The following is an 18,148-nucleotide window of genomic DNA, read 5'->3' as shown; positions in this document are numbered from 1 at the left end:
TCGGATCAGGCCGCTTCTTCTGAAGGGCCGGGATCGTTTTTGCTGCCTTTCAGCCACTCACGCATGCTTTGCATCAGGGCGTAGAGGACAGGCACCACGATCACGCCTACCAGCGTCGCGGCCAACATGCCACCGAACACGGCGACACCGATGGCTTTTTGGCTGGCCGCACCCGCACCATTGGCAGCCAGCAGCGGTACGACGCCTAGCAGGAAAGACAGGGCGGTCATCATGACAGCGCGGAACCGCTGATGAGCTGCCTCGACGGCAGCGTCCTTGATCGAAAGACCCTTGGCGCGCTGTTCCATTGCAAACTCGACGATCAGAATGCCGTTCTTCGAAGCAAGGCCCACCAGCATGATCATACCGATCTGCGTATAGAGGTTTATGTCACTGCCAACGATGGCAACCGCGGCCACCGCCCCGAACAGGGCCACGACCACAGACAGCAGGATCGAGACCGGCATAGTCCAGCTTTCATACTGTCCAACCAGAAACAGGTAACCGAATAGGATAGCCAGCCCCAGAATGACGATCACCAAGCTGCCGGACGCCAACTGTTGTTGTGCCGTTCCCGTCCATTCGAACGAGTATCCCGGCGGCAGAGCCGAAGCAGAGACCTCTGTCATCGCTGTGATCGCATCGCCGCTGGACAGGCCCGGCGCTGGCACCGCTGTCACCGTTGCCGACCGGAACAGGTTATGCCGCTTCAGCAGAACCGGCCCCAAAACGTTTTCCACGTCAATCAGGGTACCCAATGGCACCATGTCGCCCTTCTGTGAACGCACATAGAGGCTGGCAATGTCATCGACATTGTCGCGATAGCTGCCTTCCGCCTGGATCATTACGCGATAGACGCGACCAAACAGGTTGAAGTCGTTGACATAATACGACCCCAGCTGGGCCTGCATGGTCTGGAAGATTTCAGCCACCGAGACGTCCAGTGTCTTGGCTTTCTCGCGGTCCAGATCCACGAACAGCTGCGGAACGTTGGCACGGAATGTCGTATAGGCTTGCCCGATCTCGGGTCGTTGGTTGGCCGAATAGACAAACGACCCCACAGCCGATGCCAGATCCTGCGGTGAACCGCCACCGGTTTGCTGCACCTCCATCTCGACCCCGGCCGACATGCCGAGACCCTGAATTGGTGGCGGGTTGAAGGCAACGGTCGAGGCTGCGGTCTCATTATTCGCGATGGCCAGCACCTTAGCCAAAATGGCTTCGGCGCTCAGGTTTTCCTCCTGCCGTTCGCTCCAGTTGTCGAGGTTCACGAAGATCGCAGCGCCGTTGGTGATTGTGCCGTTCAGCAATGAGAAGCCATTGATCAGAACGGTGCTGGACACACCCGGGATCTCGCGTATCTGGTCATCAAGGCGCTTTGTCACGGCCTCGGTCCGTTCCAGCGTCGCGGCGTCAGGCAGTTGCACGTCGACAAAGAGATAGCCATTGTCTTCCAGCGGGATGAACCCGGCGGACGTGTTCGACATGATTGCCCCTGTTCCCATGCCGAGCCCAACCACGATGGCCAGCGCGATAGCCGGAAAGACAAGCAGTTTGCGAACAATGGCGACATAGCCGTTGCGAACGCCACCAATGAAGTTTTCGAACAGTGCAAGCAGCCCTTTGGGCGGCCCTGAGCGGGCCTTAAGGACCAGCCCACACAGCGCGGGCGACAGTGTCAGCGCGTTGATCGACGAGATCACAACAGCGGTCGAGATCGTGACAGCGAACTGAGAGTACAGCCGCCCTGAGATGCCCGGCATGAAGGTCACGGGCACGAATACCGCCAGCAATACCAGCGTGGTCGCGATGACCGGGCCTGTGATCTGCCCCATCGCCTTACGGGTGGCTTCGGCTGGGGGCAGCCCCTCATCAGCGATGATGCGCTCGACGTTTTCGACCACGACGATGGCGTCATCAACCACGATCCCAATGGCCAATACCAGCGCGAACAGCGAGATCGTGTTCAACGACATGCCGAAGGCCAGCAAGAAAGCAAACGTGCCGATCAGAGAGACCGGGATGGCAACCGCGGGGATGATCGTCGCGCGCCAACTTCCCAGGAACACAAAAACGACCGAGATCACGAGGGTGAAGGTCAGGATCAGTGTCGATACGACGTCATTCAATGAAGCTTCGACAAAGTCTGTCGTGTTGAAGGGTACTTCATATTCGACATCCGTCGGGAATGCGCGGGACAGCCGCTCCAGTTCCGCCTGTACGCGCTCTGAAACGGCGAGGGCGTTCGCGCCGGGGGCTTGATAAATACCGATGACGGTGGCAGGCACGGCCTGAAAATAGCCGGATGCCGAGTAGAACTGTGCGCCAAGCTCAACTCGGGCGATGTCCCTTACGCGGACAATTGCGCCAGCATCTCCGGTACGGATCACGATATCGCCAAATTCTTCGGCGGATGTCAGTCGCCCTTTGGACTTGATCGTGTATTGAAAGGTCTGGCCTTCGGGAACAGGTGGCGCACCGATCGAACCGGCGGACACTTCGATATTCTGTTCGCGGATCGCGTTGATCACATCGCCTGGTGTTATGGACAGGGCTGCCATCTTGTCGGGGTCCATCCAGACCCGCATGGCGTATTCCAGGTTGGTCAGAACATCAGCTTTACCCACGCCCTGCACACGCGCCAGCGCATCGCGCAGGTTGATCGAGGCATAGTTGGAAAGAAACACGCTGTCATAGGTGCCGTTGGGCGAGGTCAGAGTGACCAGCATCAGCATGTTGGTCGAAGATTTCTGTGTCACCACGCCGGACGAAGTCACTTCGGCTGGCAGCGACGACATGGCCTGCGCCACCCGGTTTTGAACGTTGACCGATGCGATGTCGGGATCGGTGCCGACCTCAAAGGTCACATCCAGCGAATAGGACCCGTTGTCAGACGATCTGGACGTCATGTAGATCATGTCGTCCACGCCGTTGACCTGCGCCTCGATCGGAGCCGCAACGGTGTTTTCCACTGTTTCCGCATTTGCGCCGGTGTATTTGGTGGATACGTTGACCACGGGCGGAGTAATGTCGGGGAACTGCGCGACCGGCAGCACCAGATAGCCGATGCCACCCATGATGGTCAGCACAAGCGAAATGACTAACGCCAGCTTCGGCCGGCTGATGAACAGGGCTGAGAACATCGATTACTCTCCCGGCTGTTCAGAGGCGACGACCGCGTCAACAGCCACACCGGGACGGACCCGTTGCAGGCCCTCGACAATCACGCTTTCACCCTCACGCAAGCCTTCGGTAACGATGATGGCGGTACCTTCCGTGTTGCCTGTGGTGATATATCGCTGCTCCACCATCTGTTTGTCGTTTACTACAAGCACAAAGTCACCGCGCTGGTCGCGTTGCAGCGCAGCTTGCGGCACCAGAACTTGCAAGGTCGGTTGCAACGCTTCGATCTGCACATTCACGAATGCACCATCCAGGATCAAACGGTCGGCATTTTCGAACTGGGCGCGCATTGTGATCGCGCCGGTCAACGGGTCGATACGATTGTCAACAAATACGATCCTGCCCGTTTCATCCAGCTTGGTTCCATTTGGCAGCGTGATATGCACGTTGGGGCTTTGCGGGCTGTCCGCAAGAGAAGCGGAATTTGCGCCAACGGTCTGAAGAACCGAAGTAAAGAGTTTTTCGTTGAGCGAGAAATTCACATAGATCGGCGTCTCGCTAACAATGTTCACCAGCGGCGGGTTGGTCGGGCCGACCACATCACCGACACTGGTGGTGATGCTGCCTATACGTCCATCAAAAGGCGCGTGGATCTGTGTATAGCTGAGGTCCAGTTCGGCCTGCTGGATCGCTGCATTTGCGGCCTTGACCTGAGCCTCGGCGACCAGTTCGTTGGCCCGCGCGATGTCGCGTTCGGATTCAGGTGTCGCGTCGCGCTTGTAAAGCTCTTCCTTTCGCGCCAGGTCTACCTTGGCCAGTTCAAGATTTGCCTCGGCCCGGTTCAGATCAGCTTTTCGGGCCTCCAATGTCGCCTCGTAAAGGTCCGGTTCGATGGTGAACAACAGGTCGCCTTCCTTGACCGTAGCCCCATCCTCGACATTCCGGCTGTTGAGAAAACCGTTCACGCGGGCCACGATATCGACCTTATTGATCGCCTGAGCGCGCCCTATGAAGGAAGCCTCGTCGGTGATTTCCTCGGTGTAGGCGGCCGCAATCGTGACTTTCGGTGCCGCCCCTTCGTCCTGTGCAGTTGCAGGTTGGGCCAGTCCCAAGGATATCAGCAATAATGCGGTGGCAATTGGATTGCGGGCCTGAGTTGGAAAAGGGAAAACTTGGGACATGGCGAAAGCCTCGTGCATTTCAGAAACAATTGATGTCCATCCCGGCGGTCACAAACGCGCGAGTCGACAAAACTTGTTTGCAGGATGGCTTGTTTACCACGAATTCTCAAGCGCGATGAATCCCGAGGTGGTTTGCGATGACGCCAAAAATTACAGCAACTAAGCTGGTTTAGGTGTCGACCCGTTCTGAGGTGCCGAACGAAAACAGGGGCCAACGGCCCCCGTTTGAGCTTTCAAATATCAGGGTTGTCAACCGCGTTTACCGGCGAATTTTGCTTGCCATTCTTCGCGCTGTTCGTCTGTTATCTTGGCGAACAGAACGTCTGGCACGGTAAAGTCGTGACCCGCGGGTAGCGCGTTCAACGCTGCGGCCACGTCTTCCGGCCAGCTGGTATCAAGCGTGTTCATGGCGCTTAGCATCTTGGCCGAAGTATAAGGGATGAACGGCGCGCTGAGCACGGCATAGAACCGGATCAGGTTCAGGCCCAGACGCACCTGCGCAGCGGCCCCTTCGGGGTCTTCCTTGAAGGTTGACCACGGCGCCGCAGCTTGCAGGTATTCGTTGCCAGCCACCCAGATGGCACGCAGTTCCTGAGCCGACTTGCGGACATCCATTGCTTCCATATGCGTCTCGTAAGCGCGGACGCGTTTGGTGAGTTCGTCAATCAGAGCGTTCTCACGCTCGCCAAACTCACCGCCTTCGGGCACTACCTCACCAAATTTCGAGCGACAGAACTTGGTGATGCGGCTGACGAAGTTGCCCAGAACATCGGCCAGATCCTTGTTCACGGATTGTTGGAAGTTTTCCCACGTGAATTCGCTGTCGCTGCTTTCTGGCGCATGGCTCAGCAGCCACCACCGCCAGTAGTCAGCTGGCAGAATCTCGAGAGCCTGATCCATAAAAACGCCACGCCCCTGCGAGGTCGAGAACTGGCCGCCGTCGTAGTTTAGATAGTTGAAGGATTTCAGGTGGTCGACCATTTTCCACGGCTCGCCCGATCCCAGAATAGTGGCGGGGAAAGAAAGCGTGTGAAACGGCACGTTGTCCTTGCCCATGAACTGGACATAGCGCACATCGTCCGCGCCCTTATCGGTGCGCCACCAGCGTTCCCACTCAGAATCGGGTTTCCCCGTGGAATCCGCCCATTCCTTGGCACAGGCGATGTATTCAATCGGCGCGTCGAACCAGACATAGAAGACCTTGCCTTCCATACCGGGCCAGTCCTGATCGCCTTTCTTGACCGGAACGCCCCAGTCCAGATCGCGGGTGATCCCCCGGTCTTGCAACCCGTCGCCATCATGCAGCCATTTCTTGGCAATGGATGTGGTCAGGATCGGCCAGTCGGTTTTGCTGTCAATCCAGGCATCCAGCTGATCCTTCATTGCCGATTGGCGCAGATAGAGGTGCTTGGTCTCGCGTACTTCCAGATCCGTCGAGCCCGAAATGGCCGAGCGCGGTTCAATCAGGTCGGTTGGATCCAACTGCTTGGTGCAGTTTTCACACTGGTCGCCACGTGCGTTCTCGTATCCGCAATTGGGGCAGGTGCCCTCGATATAGCGATCCGGAAGAAAGCGACCATCTGCGTTGGAATAGATTTGCTTTTCCGTGACCTCGCGGATCAACCCGGCCTCATCCAGCTTTCCGGCAAAATGTTGGGTCAGCTTTTTATTCTGCTCGCTGGATGAGCGGCCAAAGTGATCAAAGCTCATCCCAAAACGCTTGGCGATGTCAGCCTGAATTTCGTACATGTCCGCGCAATACTCGGCCACCGGCTTTCCAGCTTTGGCAGCGGCCAGTTCGGCCGGGGTGCCGTGTTCGTCGGTGGCACACAGGAACATGACCTCGTTCCCCCGGCCACGCTGGTAGCGTGCATACAAGTCGGCAGGCAGTTGCGAGCCGATCAGATTGCCGAGGTGCTTGATCCCATTGATGTATGGGATTGCCGAGGTGATGAGAATCCGAGCCATATTCCGTTTCCGCATATCTAACTGCGCGTTCGTCTAACCTAAGTCACCGCTCAGCAAAAGCCCGGTTTCGTAGATGACTGGAATAACTCTGATTTGTAACGCGCGCCTGATAGGGCGACCAAGCCGCCGATGGCCGTTGTAATACTGTCAGACTGTGGTCAGCCAATACGCAGACTCTGCGCAATGCAGGGCTGCGGGCACGCTTTTCATTCCTCGCGGGCGCGTTTCAGCAACCTTCCGACCGTAAAGGATGTACGCGGTGCGTAGACGTAATTGGTTCTCTCCGCTGGTGTTGGACGCGACCGCATTCGGGCCAGGCCGAAGCCGATCAGGAATACGTGGCCGACCGCGACAAATGCAAACAGCGCGCTGGGTCCAAAATCCTGGATCAGTGTTGACGTGATATAGGGTGACGCAATTGCCCCCAGCGCGTACCAGAACATCAAGGCGGCAGATAACTCGACCCTTTGTTCGGTTGTCGCAAAATCGTTGGCATGTGCGGATGATACTGAAAAGATCGGGAATGTCGTGAACCCAAAAAGCGCCGCTGCAAGCATGACACCTACAGTTCCCGTGTCGCTTGCCGCCATTGTGACCCCGCAGCTTAGTACAGCCGCGACCGAAAGCCAGATCAAGACCCAGCGCCGGTCGTATTTGTCCGCGAGCCATCCCATCGGATACTGCGCCAGCGCCCCGCCTAGAACGAAAGAGGCGAGGAAGAAGGCGATTTGATCCACTCCCAACCCGACTTCCTGACCGTAGACGGGCCCGACCATTCGGAAAGACGCTGAACTGAGTGCCGAAACAATGACACCTGCTACGGCCAACGGCGAACTGTGCCATGCCAGTTTCGGGCGCAGGCGGGGAGCGTCGGGCGTCTTCGGCTGACTTGCGCGTGTCAGTGTCAGCGGCAGCAATGAGGCGCAGCAAAGGATCGCCAAGAGGTTATAGGAAACATACGAGGCGGGTGGCAGGACGGCGATGATCAACTGAGCACTCAGCGAGGCACCCATATCGACGATGCGATAGGTGCCCATGGCTCGTCCACGTGTCTCATTGGTCACTTTTGCATTCAGCCAGGCTTCGATGACGGTGTAACTACCTGCCACACATGTGCCCGAGGCGATGCGCAACGCCGCCCATACATAAGGATTGTCTGTCAGGGTGTGCCCGATCAACCCCATCGCGCCCAGCGCTGTGCATACGGCAAACGCGCGGGAATGCCCGACACTGCCCATCAGACGCGGCGCCCACCAGCAACCTATGAAAAAACCGAGGAAATGCGCTGAACCCAGCATACCGATCTGTTCGGTCGAAAAGCTTAAGGTGATCCCGGAAATGGCATCAAGTGGCCCGACGCCGCCCGTTGAAAGCTGAAGCAGAATGACCGAAAGAAACAGGGCGGCAAATGAAATGATCGTGCGCATGGTTTTCTCAGATAGGCGGTGTCACCGGACAATGCGCGCAACTATTCGACTTTATCCAGTCGTTTTTTGCTTTTTGTCGATTAGGTTGCACGAATGATCTCGGCACGTATGTCCAGTCCGACGATTTGTCCTACCAGATCGGGATAAGCCGAGGCACCGAAATCGTGCCGGTTCAATGTCCCGGTCAAACCTATGGACAGGCGATTGAGGTCTTTCGCGGCTGTTCCGGGCCGGCGGTATAGGTTGGCATCCAAAGTTATGGGGTGCGTCACATCTCGGATAGTCAGTTCCCCCGTGACACGAGCACCATTCGATATGCGCCCATCCGCCCCCAATTGAATGTCAGTCGATACGTATTGAATTATCGGGTAGGTTTCGGCGCCCAAAACACCGGGGCCGAGCATCGGCATGCGGGCAAAGGGCAAGCGTGTTCTCGCCTTGTTGACATCCAGCACCACCGTGACCCGGCTATTTTGCAGGCGGTGCATGTCAATCTGTACGTCCGCCTGCCGGATCGGCATTGATCCGGTCTGAGGGATACCTGACAGATCAAAGGTAAAACCAACCACGGTGGTTTTCGTTGACAAAATGTATGGCTGCAACCCGGCTTGCACGGTACGGGCCAAAGGCAGAGCCACCATCCCTGCAAGCACCAAGCGGCGGGACAGGTGTGTCATGCCATGACCGTGTCCCGTCTGGGGCGGGATCTTTTGATCAACATCAGAACGATGGCAATGTTCAAACCGTTCCAAAGAATTCCGTTGACGAAGGCCAGTTGGTAACTTCCGGTGACATCGTAAATCCAGCCTGACATCCATCCGCCAAGCGCCATGCCAAGGATGGTCATCATCAGGACGAATCCGACCCGCGCCCCGGCGTCCTGCGGCGGCATGTATTCACGGACAACCAAAGCGTAGCTGGGCACGATGCCACCCTGTGCCAGACCGAACAGCAAGCTGATCACATAAAGTGAGACCATCCCGTCATATGGCAGGAACAGGAACAGGGCGATGCACTGCAAGACTGAGCCGATCAAGAGCGTCATGACGCCGCCCAGACGGTCGGCCAACAGGCCCGAGAGAATACGGCTGGCGACGCCACCTAGCAGCATCAGCGATAGCATTTCGGCCCCCACTGCGGGGCCGTATCCCAGCCCGACGCAATACGACACGATATGGACCTGTGGCATGGACATCGCTACGCAGCATCCAATACCAGCCAGGCCAAGGATGTACTGTAACACGCGTGGTGAAACGCCGACAGTGCGCGCGTTGATCCGGGCTGTGGCCGCGGCTGTGCTGTGTGCTTCGACCGGGACCTGACGACGCAACAGCAAGGACAGGGGGATGACAACCAGCAGCGTCAATAGCGCCAATGTCAGGTAGACCTGTTGCCAGCCATCCCGTAACAGAATGCCGGACAGCAGGGTGGGCCAGATTGCGCCAGAGATATAGTTTCCGCTGGCCACCAATGCGACGGCGAACCCACGCCGCTTCATGAACCAGTGCGAGATATCGGCGATCAAGGGGCCAAACCCGATCGACGTTCCCAGCCCGACCAGCAGATGCGCCGCAGATAGTAGTGTTATATTCGGGGCCAGCGTTGCCAATAGATAGCTGAAGGCGCTTAATACAGCGGCGCCGATCAGGGCGCGTGTCACGCCCAGCCGGTCCACCAGTTGTCCTAGCCACATATTGCCCAGCGCAAATCCGATCATCGTAAGCGTATATGGCATCGAGGCTTCGGCGCGACTGGCGCCGAATTCTGCTTCGACAGTAGGCATGACCACGATGACCGCCCACATCCCTACATTCGCCACAGTTGCGATGGCGAGCGTGATCAGAAGGCGAATCCAGGAATAGCGGCTGTCATGGATCGGATGGCTCATGCGGCGACGCTAGGGTGCGATCCGGAGTTTGGCGAGTCACATCTTGCGTGATCCTTGCGGCTTCACGTCAGAATGTCCTCTGTTTCAATGCGTTTCAGGTGCAGACCGGTGCGGGCAGCAGTCTGAGTGGCCTGCCAGCTGACCGGGGGCAGGGCGCGGGCGCGGCGGCGGGTCAGGGTCCAGTGTCTGGTATCCCCCTGATGGGCGGCGGCCATGTGCCAGCGTGTCTCAACCCCTTGTGCGCCGCCATCACCGGGCGTCAGCAGCAAGCCAAGCGGGGCTTGGCCCATCGTACCGCCTTGTTCTGCGGCCAGATGCATCCGCCGCACCGGCGTCAGCCCCGGCGCGCCGGGCAGGTCGCCTATGATCAGCGGGATGGCCCCGCTGCGCAGCGCCTCTTCAATACACCATAGCAGATCTTCGGCGCGGGTGGGGTGGACGAACAGAAAACGCGCCGGATCAGCAAAGGCCATCATTCCGTCGGGGTTCAGTTGGGCGGGCTCCCACGCGGGGGAAATCCACAGCACGGGACCCTGTGTCTGACCGGCCAGCCAGATGGCAAAGCTGCGTCGGGCGGGGCCGCAAGCCTCGTGCACGCGACCCGGTTGCAGGGTGATCTGCGAATGGAGATTTATCCCCGGGATCTGACGTGCAGGTTTGGGACCAAGAAGCTGAGCAGACATGCCCGCAAGCTATCATGTTCCACTTTTGTTCTCAAGAGGTGAGGAGCATCAACGGGACAGGATCAGCTTGCCATCCGCAAACTGAATGCTTGAAAAACGGTGCAGATATTCCATCCCCAAAAGAGACTTATCCAGTTCGCCCTCGTTGACCCAGGCCGAAACGTTCTGATCCGTAATGGGTCCTATCGTCAGGGTCTCAAGCCGCACCGGCGCGGTACGCACCTCACCGTTTGCAGTCAAGGCGCGGCCGAAATAGTTCAGCTGATCGGGATCAATGCCTGCCCGTTTGGCATCCCGCGCGTTCAACACGATCTGGCTGGCACCGGTGTCGACAAGAAAGGTGATCAGCTCACCATTCACCAGAACCGGAAGGTAATAATGGCCATCATAAGCGCGGGGAACCTCAACCGAGTTACCGGTGACACTCATCTGCGGCGCGGGAGCGACCGAGGAACGAATATCCTCCCACAGACCGACCAGTGCAATGACCCCGACAAAAATGAACACCCATGCCATGACCTGCTGCAACGTCTTGCCAAGCGACTGCCGATTATGCGTGACAAACCACATCAGCAGCGCCGCCCCCAGCAGGGCCAGATAGATCAGGCGTCCAATATCGAAACTGTCCATGCGGTTCCCGGAAATCCCCTTAACCTTGTTAATATGGGGGCTTAAGATGCGAATCCAAAGGCCTTGAGGCCATCAAGAATAAACTGAACAGACAATGCAGCCAGCAGCATCCCAAGAAGCCGGGTCAACACGTTCAGCCCGGTTTTCCCCAAAAGCCGTGCCACGGCCCCTGATGAAAGATACATCACAAAAACCATTGCCAGAACGACCAGCATAACGCCAATGACCACGGCCAGACCCTGAATGCCGGGATGTTGACCGGCCAGCAGGATCATAGTGGCAATCGCACCGGGTCCTGCAATCAGTGGGATGCCCAGCGGAAACACCGACGGGTCTGGATGTTCTTCTTCTTCGGCACTGTTTTCACGACGTTTGGTCCGGCGTTCAAACAGCATGTCGAGCGCGGTCAGAAACAGAAGAACACCTCCCGCAACGCGAAACGCCTCCATCGAGATGCCGACAAAACCCAGCAACGCTTCGCCAAAGGCCGCGAACATGGCCAGAATGCCGCCTGCTGTCAGGCACGCGCGTATCGCGACAGAGCGGCGCGTGTGCCAATCCATGTTCTGGGTCAGGGCCACAAAAATCGGGGTTTGCGCCGGTGGATCAAGAACCACGAAAAGCGTTGTGAACGCAGTGATCAGAAATGCGGTGTCAATCACTCTTTGCTACTCTGTTGCAGATGTTTCAAAATTTTTAGGGCGTCTTCGGCCCGTCCGGAGGGAACATAAACATGATCGTGGTGATAGCCCGCAACCATGTTCGCCGGAATTCCGGCCTGTGCCAACACCCCGGAGACCGCAGCGGTCAGACCCACGCCTTCGAGCGAGGAGTGCACTTGAAGCGTGATACAACGCATAGCAAACGCCTCTTTTGGTGCGCAATGGATCGGAACGATTAAAGACAGTCCTTCGGCCTCGACGTAACTGGCGCGTGTCCCGTCGGGCCAGTCCATATCTTCAGGCCAGACCACAAATGCGAATTCGTCGGGTTGAATTTCGGGGTGCATTCCCGCGATCATCGCTTTGGTTTCAACAACGGGATCGCTCATACCGTTTCTGCCTGTTCCAGTCGCTCGGCAGCGGCGATCCAAAGCGCTTCTGCTTTTTGCATGGCCTCGATCACCTCGGCGAATTTGCGGTTCCAGGTTTCCAGATCGTTGATCTTGTCGTCTTCGTAAAGCGCCGGGTCGGCCAGTTTTGCCGCGAGCTTGTCGTGCATCTCTGTCAGTTTCTCGACCCGGTCCTCGCATTTGCGCAGGTCCGCCCGCAGTGCCAGCATGGTATCGCGCGAGGTACGTTTGGGCTTCTCTGTTTGCGGCTTTTCTTTCACCGGCTTGTCACGCGCCAGCAAAAGGGCCCGGTAGGATTCAAGGTCACCGTCATAAGATTTGACCGTACCGTCCGAGACCAGCCACAACCGATCGGCAACAAGCGACAGAAGGTGCATGTCGTGGCTGACCAGCACGACAGCGCCGGAATAGGCGGTCAGTGCTTCGACCAGCGCCTCACGGCTTTCGATATCCAGATGGTTCGTCGGTTCATCGAGGATCAGCATATGCGGTGCGTCGATGGTGGCCAGCAGCAGCGACAGGCGTGCTTTTTGCCCACCCGACAGGCGGCCAACCTCGGTTTCCGCCTGAGCTGCGTTCAGGCCGAATCCCGCTAAACGCGAGCGCCACTTGCCAGGCGCCTCGTCCGGGCGCAGGCGGCGCAGGTGGTCCAGTGGCGTTTCGTTCACATAAAGCTCGTCCACCTGATGCTGAGCGAAATACCCGATGCGCAGCTTGTTGCTGCGGGTCATCTTGCCAGCCATCAGGGGCAGGCGGTCTGACAGAAGTTTGGACAGGGTAGATTTGCCCTGACCGTTCTTACCCAGCAGCGCGATGCGGTCATCCTGATCAATGCGCAGATTCAGGCGGCGCAGTACTTCGATCTCGCCATAGCCGGTGACACCACCTTCGATCTGGATGATGGGCGGCGACAGTTCCTCGGGTTCGGGGAAGGAAAACGCACGCAGCGCGGCCTCTTGCGGGGTTGAGACCAACTGGATGCGTTCGATCATTTTCAGGCGCGATTGGGCCTGAACGGCCTTGGATGCCTTATAGCGAAACCGATCCACGAAGCTCTGCAAATGAGCGATGCGGGCCTTTGCCTTTGCATTCTCGGATTCCGCCTGCGCTAGACGTTCCGCCCGCCGTTCCGCGAACTTGTCGTAAGGCACAGCGTAATAGGTGAGTTTGCGATCCTCCAGATGCAGGATCGACCCTACGGCACGGTTCAACAGGCCCCGGTCATGGCTGATGATAATGACCGTGTGGGGATATTTCGCCAGATAGCTTTCCAGCCACAGCGCGCCTTCGAGGTCCAGATAGTTGGTCGGTTCGTCCAACAGCAACAAATCCGGTTGCGAGAACAAAACCGCCGCCAAGGCCACGCGCATCCGCCAACCGCCCGAGAAATCCGAGCAGGGGCGCAACTGGTCTGCGTCGTCAAACCCCAACCCCTTGAGGATCGAGGCCGCGCGGGCCTCGGCCGACCAGGCGTCGATATCGGCCAGCCGCGTCTGGATTTCGGCAATTCGCGTGGGATCTGTTGCGTTGCCAGCCTCGGCCATCAGGGCGCTGCGTTCGGTATCAGCGGCCAGAACAGTGTCGATCAGCGAAACGTTGGACGAGGGGACCTCTTGCGCGACCCCGCCAATGCGGGCGCGCTTGGGGACCGAAATATTGCCCGATTCCAGCGCCAGTTCCCCGCGGATCAGGCGAAAAAGCGTGGTCTTTCCCGTGCCATTCCGGCCCACAAGGCCAACCTTGTGACCGTCTGGTATGGTTGCGCTGGCGCCATCAAACAATGGGCGGCCTTCAACGGCATAGGTGATGTCTTCGATCCGTAACATGGAGCGCTCTTAGCAGAGGTGTGATGCCGCCGCCAGCGGCTTGGCATTTTCAAGCATCAAGCAATGTGTTAGCGCTGTCTCGTTTGCTTTTTGAAGCGGTTTTTCACATGCGCGCGGCCCGGACGCCTCCATCCCTGATCACATTGATCTTTGCTACGGCGCTGTCTGTGCTGACGCTCAACATGTTCCTGCCGTCGCTGGCGCATATGAGTGAAGACTTCACGGTGGATTACGGCCTGATGAACCTGTCGGTCGCGGGGTATCTGGCGGTTTCGGCAGTGTTGCAACTGATCATGGGCCCGTTATCGGATCGCTTTGGGCGCAGACCTATCCTTTTGATTTGTATATCAATATTTGTCCTTGCGTCGATCGGATGCACACTGGCCGGATCGATCTGGGTTTTTCTTGGCTTCCGCCTGCTTCAGGCTGCTGTTGTCGCCGGCTCGGTCCTGTCCAGCGCGTCGATCAGAGACCGTTACGCACCGAATGAGGCGGCAAGCAAACTCGGTTACGTCGCAATGGCCATGGCTTTGGCCCCGATGCTTGGGCCGATGTTGGGTGGGGCGCTGGATATGCTTTTCGGTTGGCGCTCGGGGTTTGTCCTGTACTCGTTGCTCGGGGCAGGGTTGCTGGTGCTGCTTTGGTTCGACATGGGCGAGACCAACACCAACCGCTCGTCCACATTTGGTGCCCAACTGCGCGAGTATCCGCACCTGTTCCGTGCCCGCAGGTTCTGGGGGTATGCCTTATGCGCGGCGTTTTCGATTGGGGGGTTCTACAGCTTTATCACCGGTGCGCCGCTGGTTGCCGTAGCGTGGTTCGACCTGAGCCCAGCAACGCTGGGGCTGGGAATTGGCATCATCACCGGCGGGTTCATGGTTGGCAATTTTGTCACCGGTCGGATTGCGGCCCGGACGCGGCTGACGACGATGATCTTGTCGGGGCGGATCGTGGCCTCGACCGGGCCGTTTTGCGGATTGTTGCTGTTCCTCGCTGATCTGGGATCGGTCTGGGTCTTCTTCGGCTCGGCAATCTGTGTCGGCTTTGGCAACGGTTTGACCAATGCCAATGCCGCGGCCGGTGTCATGTCGGTACGCCCCGGACTGGCAGGAAGCGCGGCAGGGCTGTCGGGGGCAATGATCGTGGCTTTGGGCGCTGTTCTGACCTCAATGACCGGCGCGTTCGTTAGCCCCGAAAATGGGCCGTATCTGGTACTGGGCATGATGTGGGCCTGTAGCTTTGCTGGCTTGCTGGCGGTGCTTTACGTCCGTCGACTGGACCGCGTCGACCCTTTGCCAGACACAATCTGAACTGCAAAGCCACGGGCAAGGCATCATTACACTTTTCATAGGCCAAAGACCATGATACCCGGCGCGCGATGGATTTCGGCGCGGGTCCCGCGTCACATTATAAGGAGAGGCCGACATGGCACTGGAACGCACATTCTCGATCATCAAACCCGATGCAACCCGCCGCAACCTGACCGGCAAAATCAACGCCAAGTTCGAAGAAGCTGGCCTGCGCATTGTGGCGCAAAAGCGCATTCACATGACCAAAGCTCAGGCTGGCAAGTTCTATGACGTTCATGCCGAACGTCCGTTCTATGACGAACTGTGCGAATTCATGTCGTCGGCTCCGGTTGTTGTTCAGGTTCTGGAAGGCGAAGGCGCCATTGCAAAGAACCGTGAAGTCATGGGCGCAACCAACCCTGCAGACGCAGCACCCGGCACCATCCGCGCCGAGTTCGCGGAATCGGTCGGTGAAAACTCGGTCCACGGTTCGGACGCTCCGGAAACCGCAGCGGTTGAAATCGCATATTTCTTCTCGGGCATTGAGCTGGTCGGCTAAGCCACAGCCATTGCTGACAGATTGGGGCCGCATCCTTGGTTGGGTGCGGCCTTGTTCGTTCAGACCTGCTTTAGGTCCTTTTGTGCAACACGAACTCCGATAGCGTCCAGATCTGCAATCATCTGGTTTTCGGGGGCAGCCGCGTTACCGGCTTTGATTGCGTCGAACCTTTCGCGCAGGGCTTTTTTCTCGTCGCCCTTGCAGTCGTTCCACGGCCGGCCCTGCAATCCCATCACCAGAACGTAATATCCGATGAAATGCGCCCTGGTGCCGGCGCGCAACAGGCGAGCATAGGCTTCGTCCGGCCCCAGTTCACGCAGCGCCTCGGCCGAATGAATACCAGCACGGGCGCAGGCCTGTTCAAAGGCGGGGCCAAGGTTTCGGATTGAAGATACTGGTTCGCTCATAGCGGTGTCTTACTTCGGCGCCCGGGGCCTGTCACCCCGTGAATACACTCGGTCGCAGTCATAATGCCTTGATGTCCCTTCGGGTTCCGCCGAGACTGAACAAGAAAACCCAGAATGGCGTTGGGGCAGCCCACCAAACAAAGGGGCGGGCGCGCAAATGACCGTTGAGAAACCTGTAAAGGGGTTTCTGAGTTTGAACTGGAAAGGCCTATCATGACCAGATCGTCAGGCGATCAGTTCATTTTCCCAGCGAAGATTGACGAAACGGCACTGGCACATGCCATTGCCGGGTTTTCCCCAAAAGCTTCACCCGATAGTTCCGTCGCAGCTTTCGCATTGCTCGATTGTCACGATCAGTCATTGCGCGCCTCCGGTCGTGCTTTGATCCATACTGGCGGGATGTTGCACCTGCTGCGGAAGGATCATGGCCCTTTGTCTCAGCAATACTCGGGGTATCTGCGGTTTGCGCGGGACTTGCCAGAAGGGCCGGTTCAGAAGGCGCTGAACGACTTTCCTGAACTGCGGGCGCTGACGCAGATCGGTGTTGGGGAGATCAAGGTTCAGACCTTTGCCGTACTAGATGATCTGCAAAAGACAAAAGTCAGGGGAACTTTAACGTACATGTCGACGCCATCAGGGCAGGCGACTATTGTACGAATTCAGAAGTTGCGCGGGTACAAGAAGGCTTATCAGTCGGTCTGTTCCTCTATCGCCAGCATTACGGGCGGTGTTCATGATATTGAAACGCTCTATTCCAGCCTGGTTCCAGACATGGTTCCCTATCAGGCCAAGCCTGAATTGAAGATTGGTCAAGCAGAACCTTCCTGCGAAGTCGCTGCAAAAATCATTCAAACATATCTGCGGGTTGCGCGGCAAAACGAAGAGGGCGTGATCGCTGATATCGACACTGAGTTTTTGCACGATTACCGAGTATCGTTGCGCAAGATCAGGTCAGTGATCAGCCTGTTCAAGGGTGTGTTGTCCGAGGCCCAGACGGCCGAGCTGAAGCGGGTCTTTTCCGACCTCATGACCCGTACTGGACCTCTGCGTGATTTGGATGTCTACCTTCTGGAAAAAGACAAGTATTTCAATCTTATCCCGCCGAACCTTCACTCAGGACTGTCCGAGATGTTTGATCAGTTTCAAACGGATCGTACACAAGAGCAACTGCGCCTGTCACGCTGGTTGCGCAGCGCCGACTACACGACGTCCATGACCGACCTGACCGCAATGTTCGCAGGTTCAGATCACTTGGACCTTGGGCCAAACGCGCATCTCGGTGCGTATGACTATGCCTGCGCGCTGATCTGGAAGCGCTATCGCAAGGTGTGCAAACTGGCGCGCGGCATAAGCGACGATAAACCAGACAGGACGGTGCATGACCTTCGTATCGAATGCAAAAAACTAAGATATCTGATGGAATTGTTTGCCCCATTATTCGATTGGAATGGTTTGAAAATGATCCTTAAGCCATTGAAAAAACTTCAGGATAGTCTTGGTTTGTTCAACGACTATTCTGTTCAGCAAGATGCGTTGATGACCTTTGTAGCGCCTCGCGCCGATACGCAAGGCCGCGTGGACGCGCAGATCGGTTTGTCCGTGGGCGGCCTAATCGCTGTGCTTGATCAACACCAAAAGACGGAAAGAAAGCGCGTTGTCGCAAGTTTCCATCAGTTTGACGGGCAAGAAATCCGGCACATGTTCCGCAGTCTGTTTCACCACAAAAAGGAGTAAGGAATGAAAATCATTGCCTTTTACTGCAATAAGGGCGGTGTTGGACAAACCGAGACTTCCGTGAACCTTGCCTATGTCTGTGTGCAAACCGGTCGGCAGGTTTTGCTGTGCAATCGCGATTCTGGGGGTGCGTCTGGGGTCTATTCTCGAGCCGCCGATGAAATCCTTTTTCCTGCCATTCCCACAACCCTGTTCGAGCGGTTATTTGGTCAACCGGTTAGCATTTTCGACAAACACAATATGCATCAGAAAAGCTGCGGGCGTTCTTTTCAATGGCGCAGCATCGGGCCTTTGCCAATACTTACGCAGGTCGCGGCGCGGCTGGCAAGCATACCGGGCGCAGTTCGATGAGCTGGAAGAA

Annotated in this window: 16 protein-coding genes; 4 read left to right on the top strand and 12 right to left on the bottom strand. The window is 57.4% G+C overall.

The window, feature by feature from the left end; translation table 11 throughout:
* Positions 1 to 5 precede the first annotated feature (5 nt).
* The 11 genes from ACR0CE_RS04450 to ACR0CE_RS04400 all read right to left on the bottom strand — a co-directional run bounded on the left by ACR0CE_RS04450 (position 6) and on the right by ACR0CE_RS04400 (position 13,798).
* Entirely contained in the window at positions 6 to 3,143 is a 3,138-nt protein-coding gene (locus tag ACR0CE_RS04450) for an efflux RND transporter permease subunit (protein ID WP_480831102.1), read from the bottom strand.
* A 3-nt stretch (positions 3,144 to 3,146) separates the two neighbouring features.
* Positions 3,147 to 4,304, bottom strand: a complete 1,158-nt coding sequence (locus ACR0CE_RS04445) for an efflux RND transporter periplasmic adaptor subunit (protein ID WP_480505461.1) — start codon at positions 4,302 to 4,304, stop codon at positions 3,147 to 3,149.
* A 249-nt stretch (positions 4,305 to 4,553) separates the two neighbouring features.
* The gene (gene metG / locus ACR0CE_RS04440) at positions 4,554 to 6,272 is read right to left on the bottom strand and encodes a methionine--tRNA ligase (RefSeq protein WP_480831099.1); all 1,719 of its coding nucleotides are present in this window, start codon (positions 6,270 to 6,272) and stop codon (positions 4,554 to 4,556) included.
* Between the two features lie 206 nt (positions 6,273 to 6,478).
* Positions 6,479 to 7,699 carry an MFS transporter gene (locus tag ACR0CE_RS04435; RefSeq protein ID WP_480485858.1) on the bottom strand — a complete coding sequence of 407 codons (1,221 nt, stop codon included), beginning with the start codon at positions 7,697 to 7,699 and terminating at the stop codon, positions 6,479 to 6,481.
* Between the two features lie 80 nt (positions 7,700 to 7,779).
* A complete protein-coding gene (locus ACR0CE_RS04430; protein WP_480831097.1) occupies positions 7,780 to 8,376 on the bottom strand; it encodes a YceI family protein in 597 nt (198 codons plus the stop codon).
* Entirely contained in the window at positions 8,373 to 9,587 is a 1,215-nt protein-coding gene (locus ACR0CE_RS04425) for an MFS transporter (protein ID WP_480537684.1), read from the bottom strand. Before ACR0CE_RS04425 ends, ACR0CE_RS04430 begins: the two co-directional genes overlap by 4 nt.
* A gap of 62 nt (positions 9,588 to 9,649) precedes the next feature.
* The gene (locus ACR0CE_RS04420; protein ID WP_480537686.1) at positions 9,650 to 10,270 is read right to left on the bottom strand and encodes an ImuA family protein; all 621 of its coding nucleotides are present in this window, start codon (positions 10,268 to 10,270) and stop codon (positions 9,650 to 9,652) included.
* 48 nt (positions 10,271 to 10,318) lie between these two features.
* The gene (locus tag ACR0CE_RS04415; RefSeq protein WP_267364159.1) at positions 10,319 to 10,900 is read right to left on the bottom strand and encodes a retropepsin-like aspartic protease family protein; all 582 of its coding nucleotides are present in this window, start codon (positions 10,898 to 10,900) and stop codon (positions 10,319 to 10,321) included.
* A 41-nt stretch (positions 10,901 to 10,941) separates the two neighbouring features.
* On the bottom strand, positions 10,942 to 11,562 hold the full coding sequence (locus ACR0CE_RS04410) for a MarC family protein (RefSeq protein WP_209504138.1): 621 nt from the start codon (positions 11,560 to 11,562) through the stop codon (positions 10,942 to 10,944).
* A complete protein-coding gene (locus ACR0CE_RS04405; protein ID WP_480558577.1) occupies positions 11,559 to 11,951 on the bottom strand; it encodes an ACT domain-containing protein in 393 nt (130 codons plus the stop codon). Before ACR0CE_RS04405 ends, ACR0CE_RS04410 begins: the two co-directional genes overlap by 4 nt.
* On the bottom strand, positions 11,948 to 13,798 hold the full coding sequence (locus ACR0CE_RS04400) for an ABC-F family ATP-binding cassette domain-containing protein (RefSeq protein WP_480831093.1): 1,851 nt from the start codon (positions 13,796 to 13,798) through the stop codon (positions 11,948 to 11,950). The genes ACR0CE_RS04405 and ACR0CE_RS04400 overlap by 4 nt, the downstream gene beginning before the upstream one ends.
* Positions 13,799 to 13,905: 107 nt before the next feature.
* Here ACR0CE_RS04400 and ACR0CE_RS04395 point away from each other — a divergent pair, with 107 nt between their 5' ends.
* Both ACR0CE_RS04395 and ndk read left to right on the top strand, forming a co-directional pair.
* A complete protein-coding gene (locus ACR0CE_RS04395; protein ID WP_480831092.1) occupies positions 13,906 to 15,108 on the top strand; it encodes a multidrug effflux MFS transporter in 1,203 nt (400 codons plus the stop codon).
* Positions 15,109 to 15,223: 115 nt separating this feature from the next.
* Positions 15,224 to 15,646, top strand: a complete 423-nt coding sequence (gene ndk / locus ACR0CE_RS04390) for a nucleoside-diphosphate kinase (RefSeq protein ID WP_008757405.1) — start codon at positions 15,224 to 15,226, stop codon at positions 15,644 to 15,646.
* Between the two features lie 59 nt (positions 15,647 to 15,705).
* Here the strand turns inward: ndk and ACR0CE_RS04385 are convergent, their stop codons facing one another.
* Positions 15,706 to 16,053 (bottom strand): TfoX/Sxy family protein, encoded by a 348-nt coding sequence (locus ACR0CE_RS04385; RefSeq protein ID WP_267364152.1) that lies wholly within the window; start codon positions 16,051 to 16,053, stop codon positions 15,706 to 15,708.
* Positions 16,054 to 16,266: 213 nt separating this feature from the next.
* Between ACR0CE_RS04385 and ACR0CE_RS04380 the strand changes: the two genes are divergently transcribed.
* Positions 16,267 to 17,787 (top strand): CHAD domain-containing protein, encoded by a 1,521-nt coding sequence (locus ACR0CE_RS04380; protein WP_480831089.1) that lies wholly within the window; start codon positions 16,267 to 16,269, stop codon positions 17,785 to 17,787.
* A 3-nt stretch (positions 17,788 to 17,790) separates the two neighbouring features.
* Positions 17,791 to 18,138 (top strand): AAA family ATPase, encoded by a 348-nt coding sequence (locus tag ACR0CE_RS04375; protein WP_480831087.1) that lies wholly within the window; start codon positions 17,791 to 17,793, stop codon positions 18,136 to 18,138.
* The last annotated feature ends 10 nt before the right edge of the window (positions 18,139 to 18,148 follow it).

Source organism: Ruegeria sp. L11 (assembly GCF_056531755.1).
The sequence above is the reverse complement of the archived record's forward strand: the minus strand, read 5'-3'. Positions and strand labels throughout refer to the sequence as shown.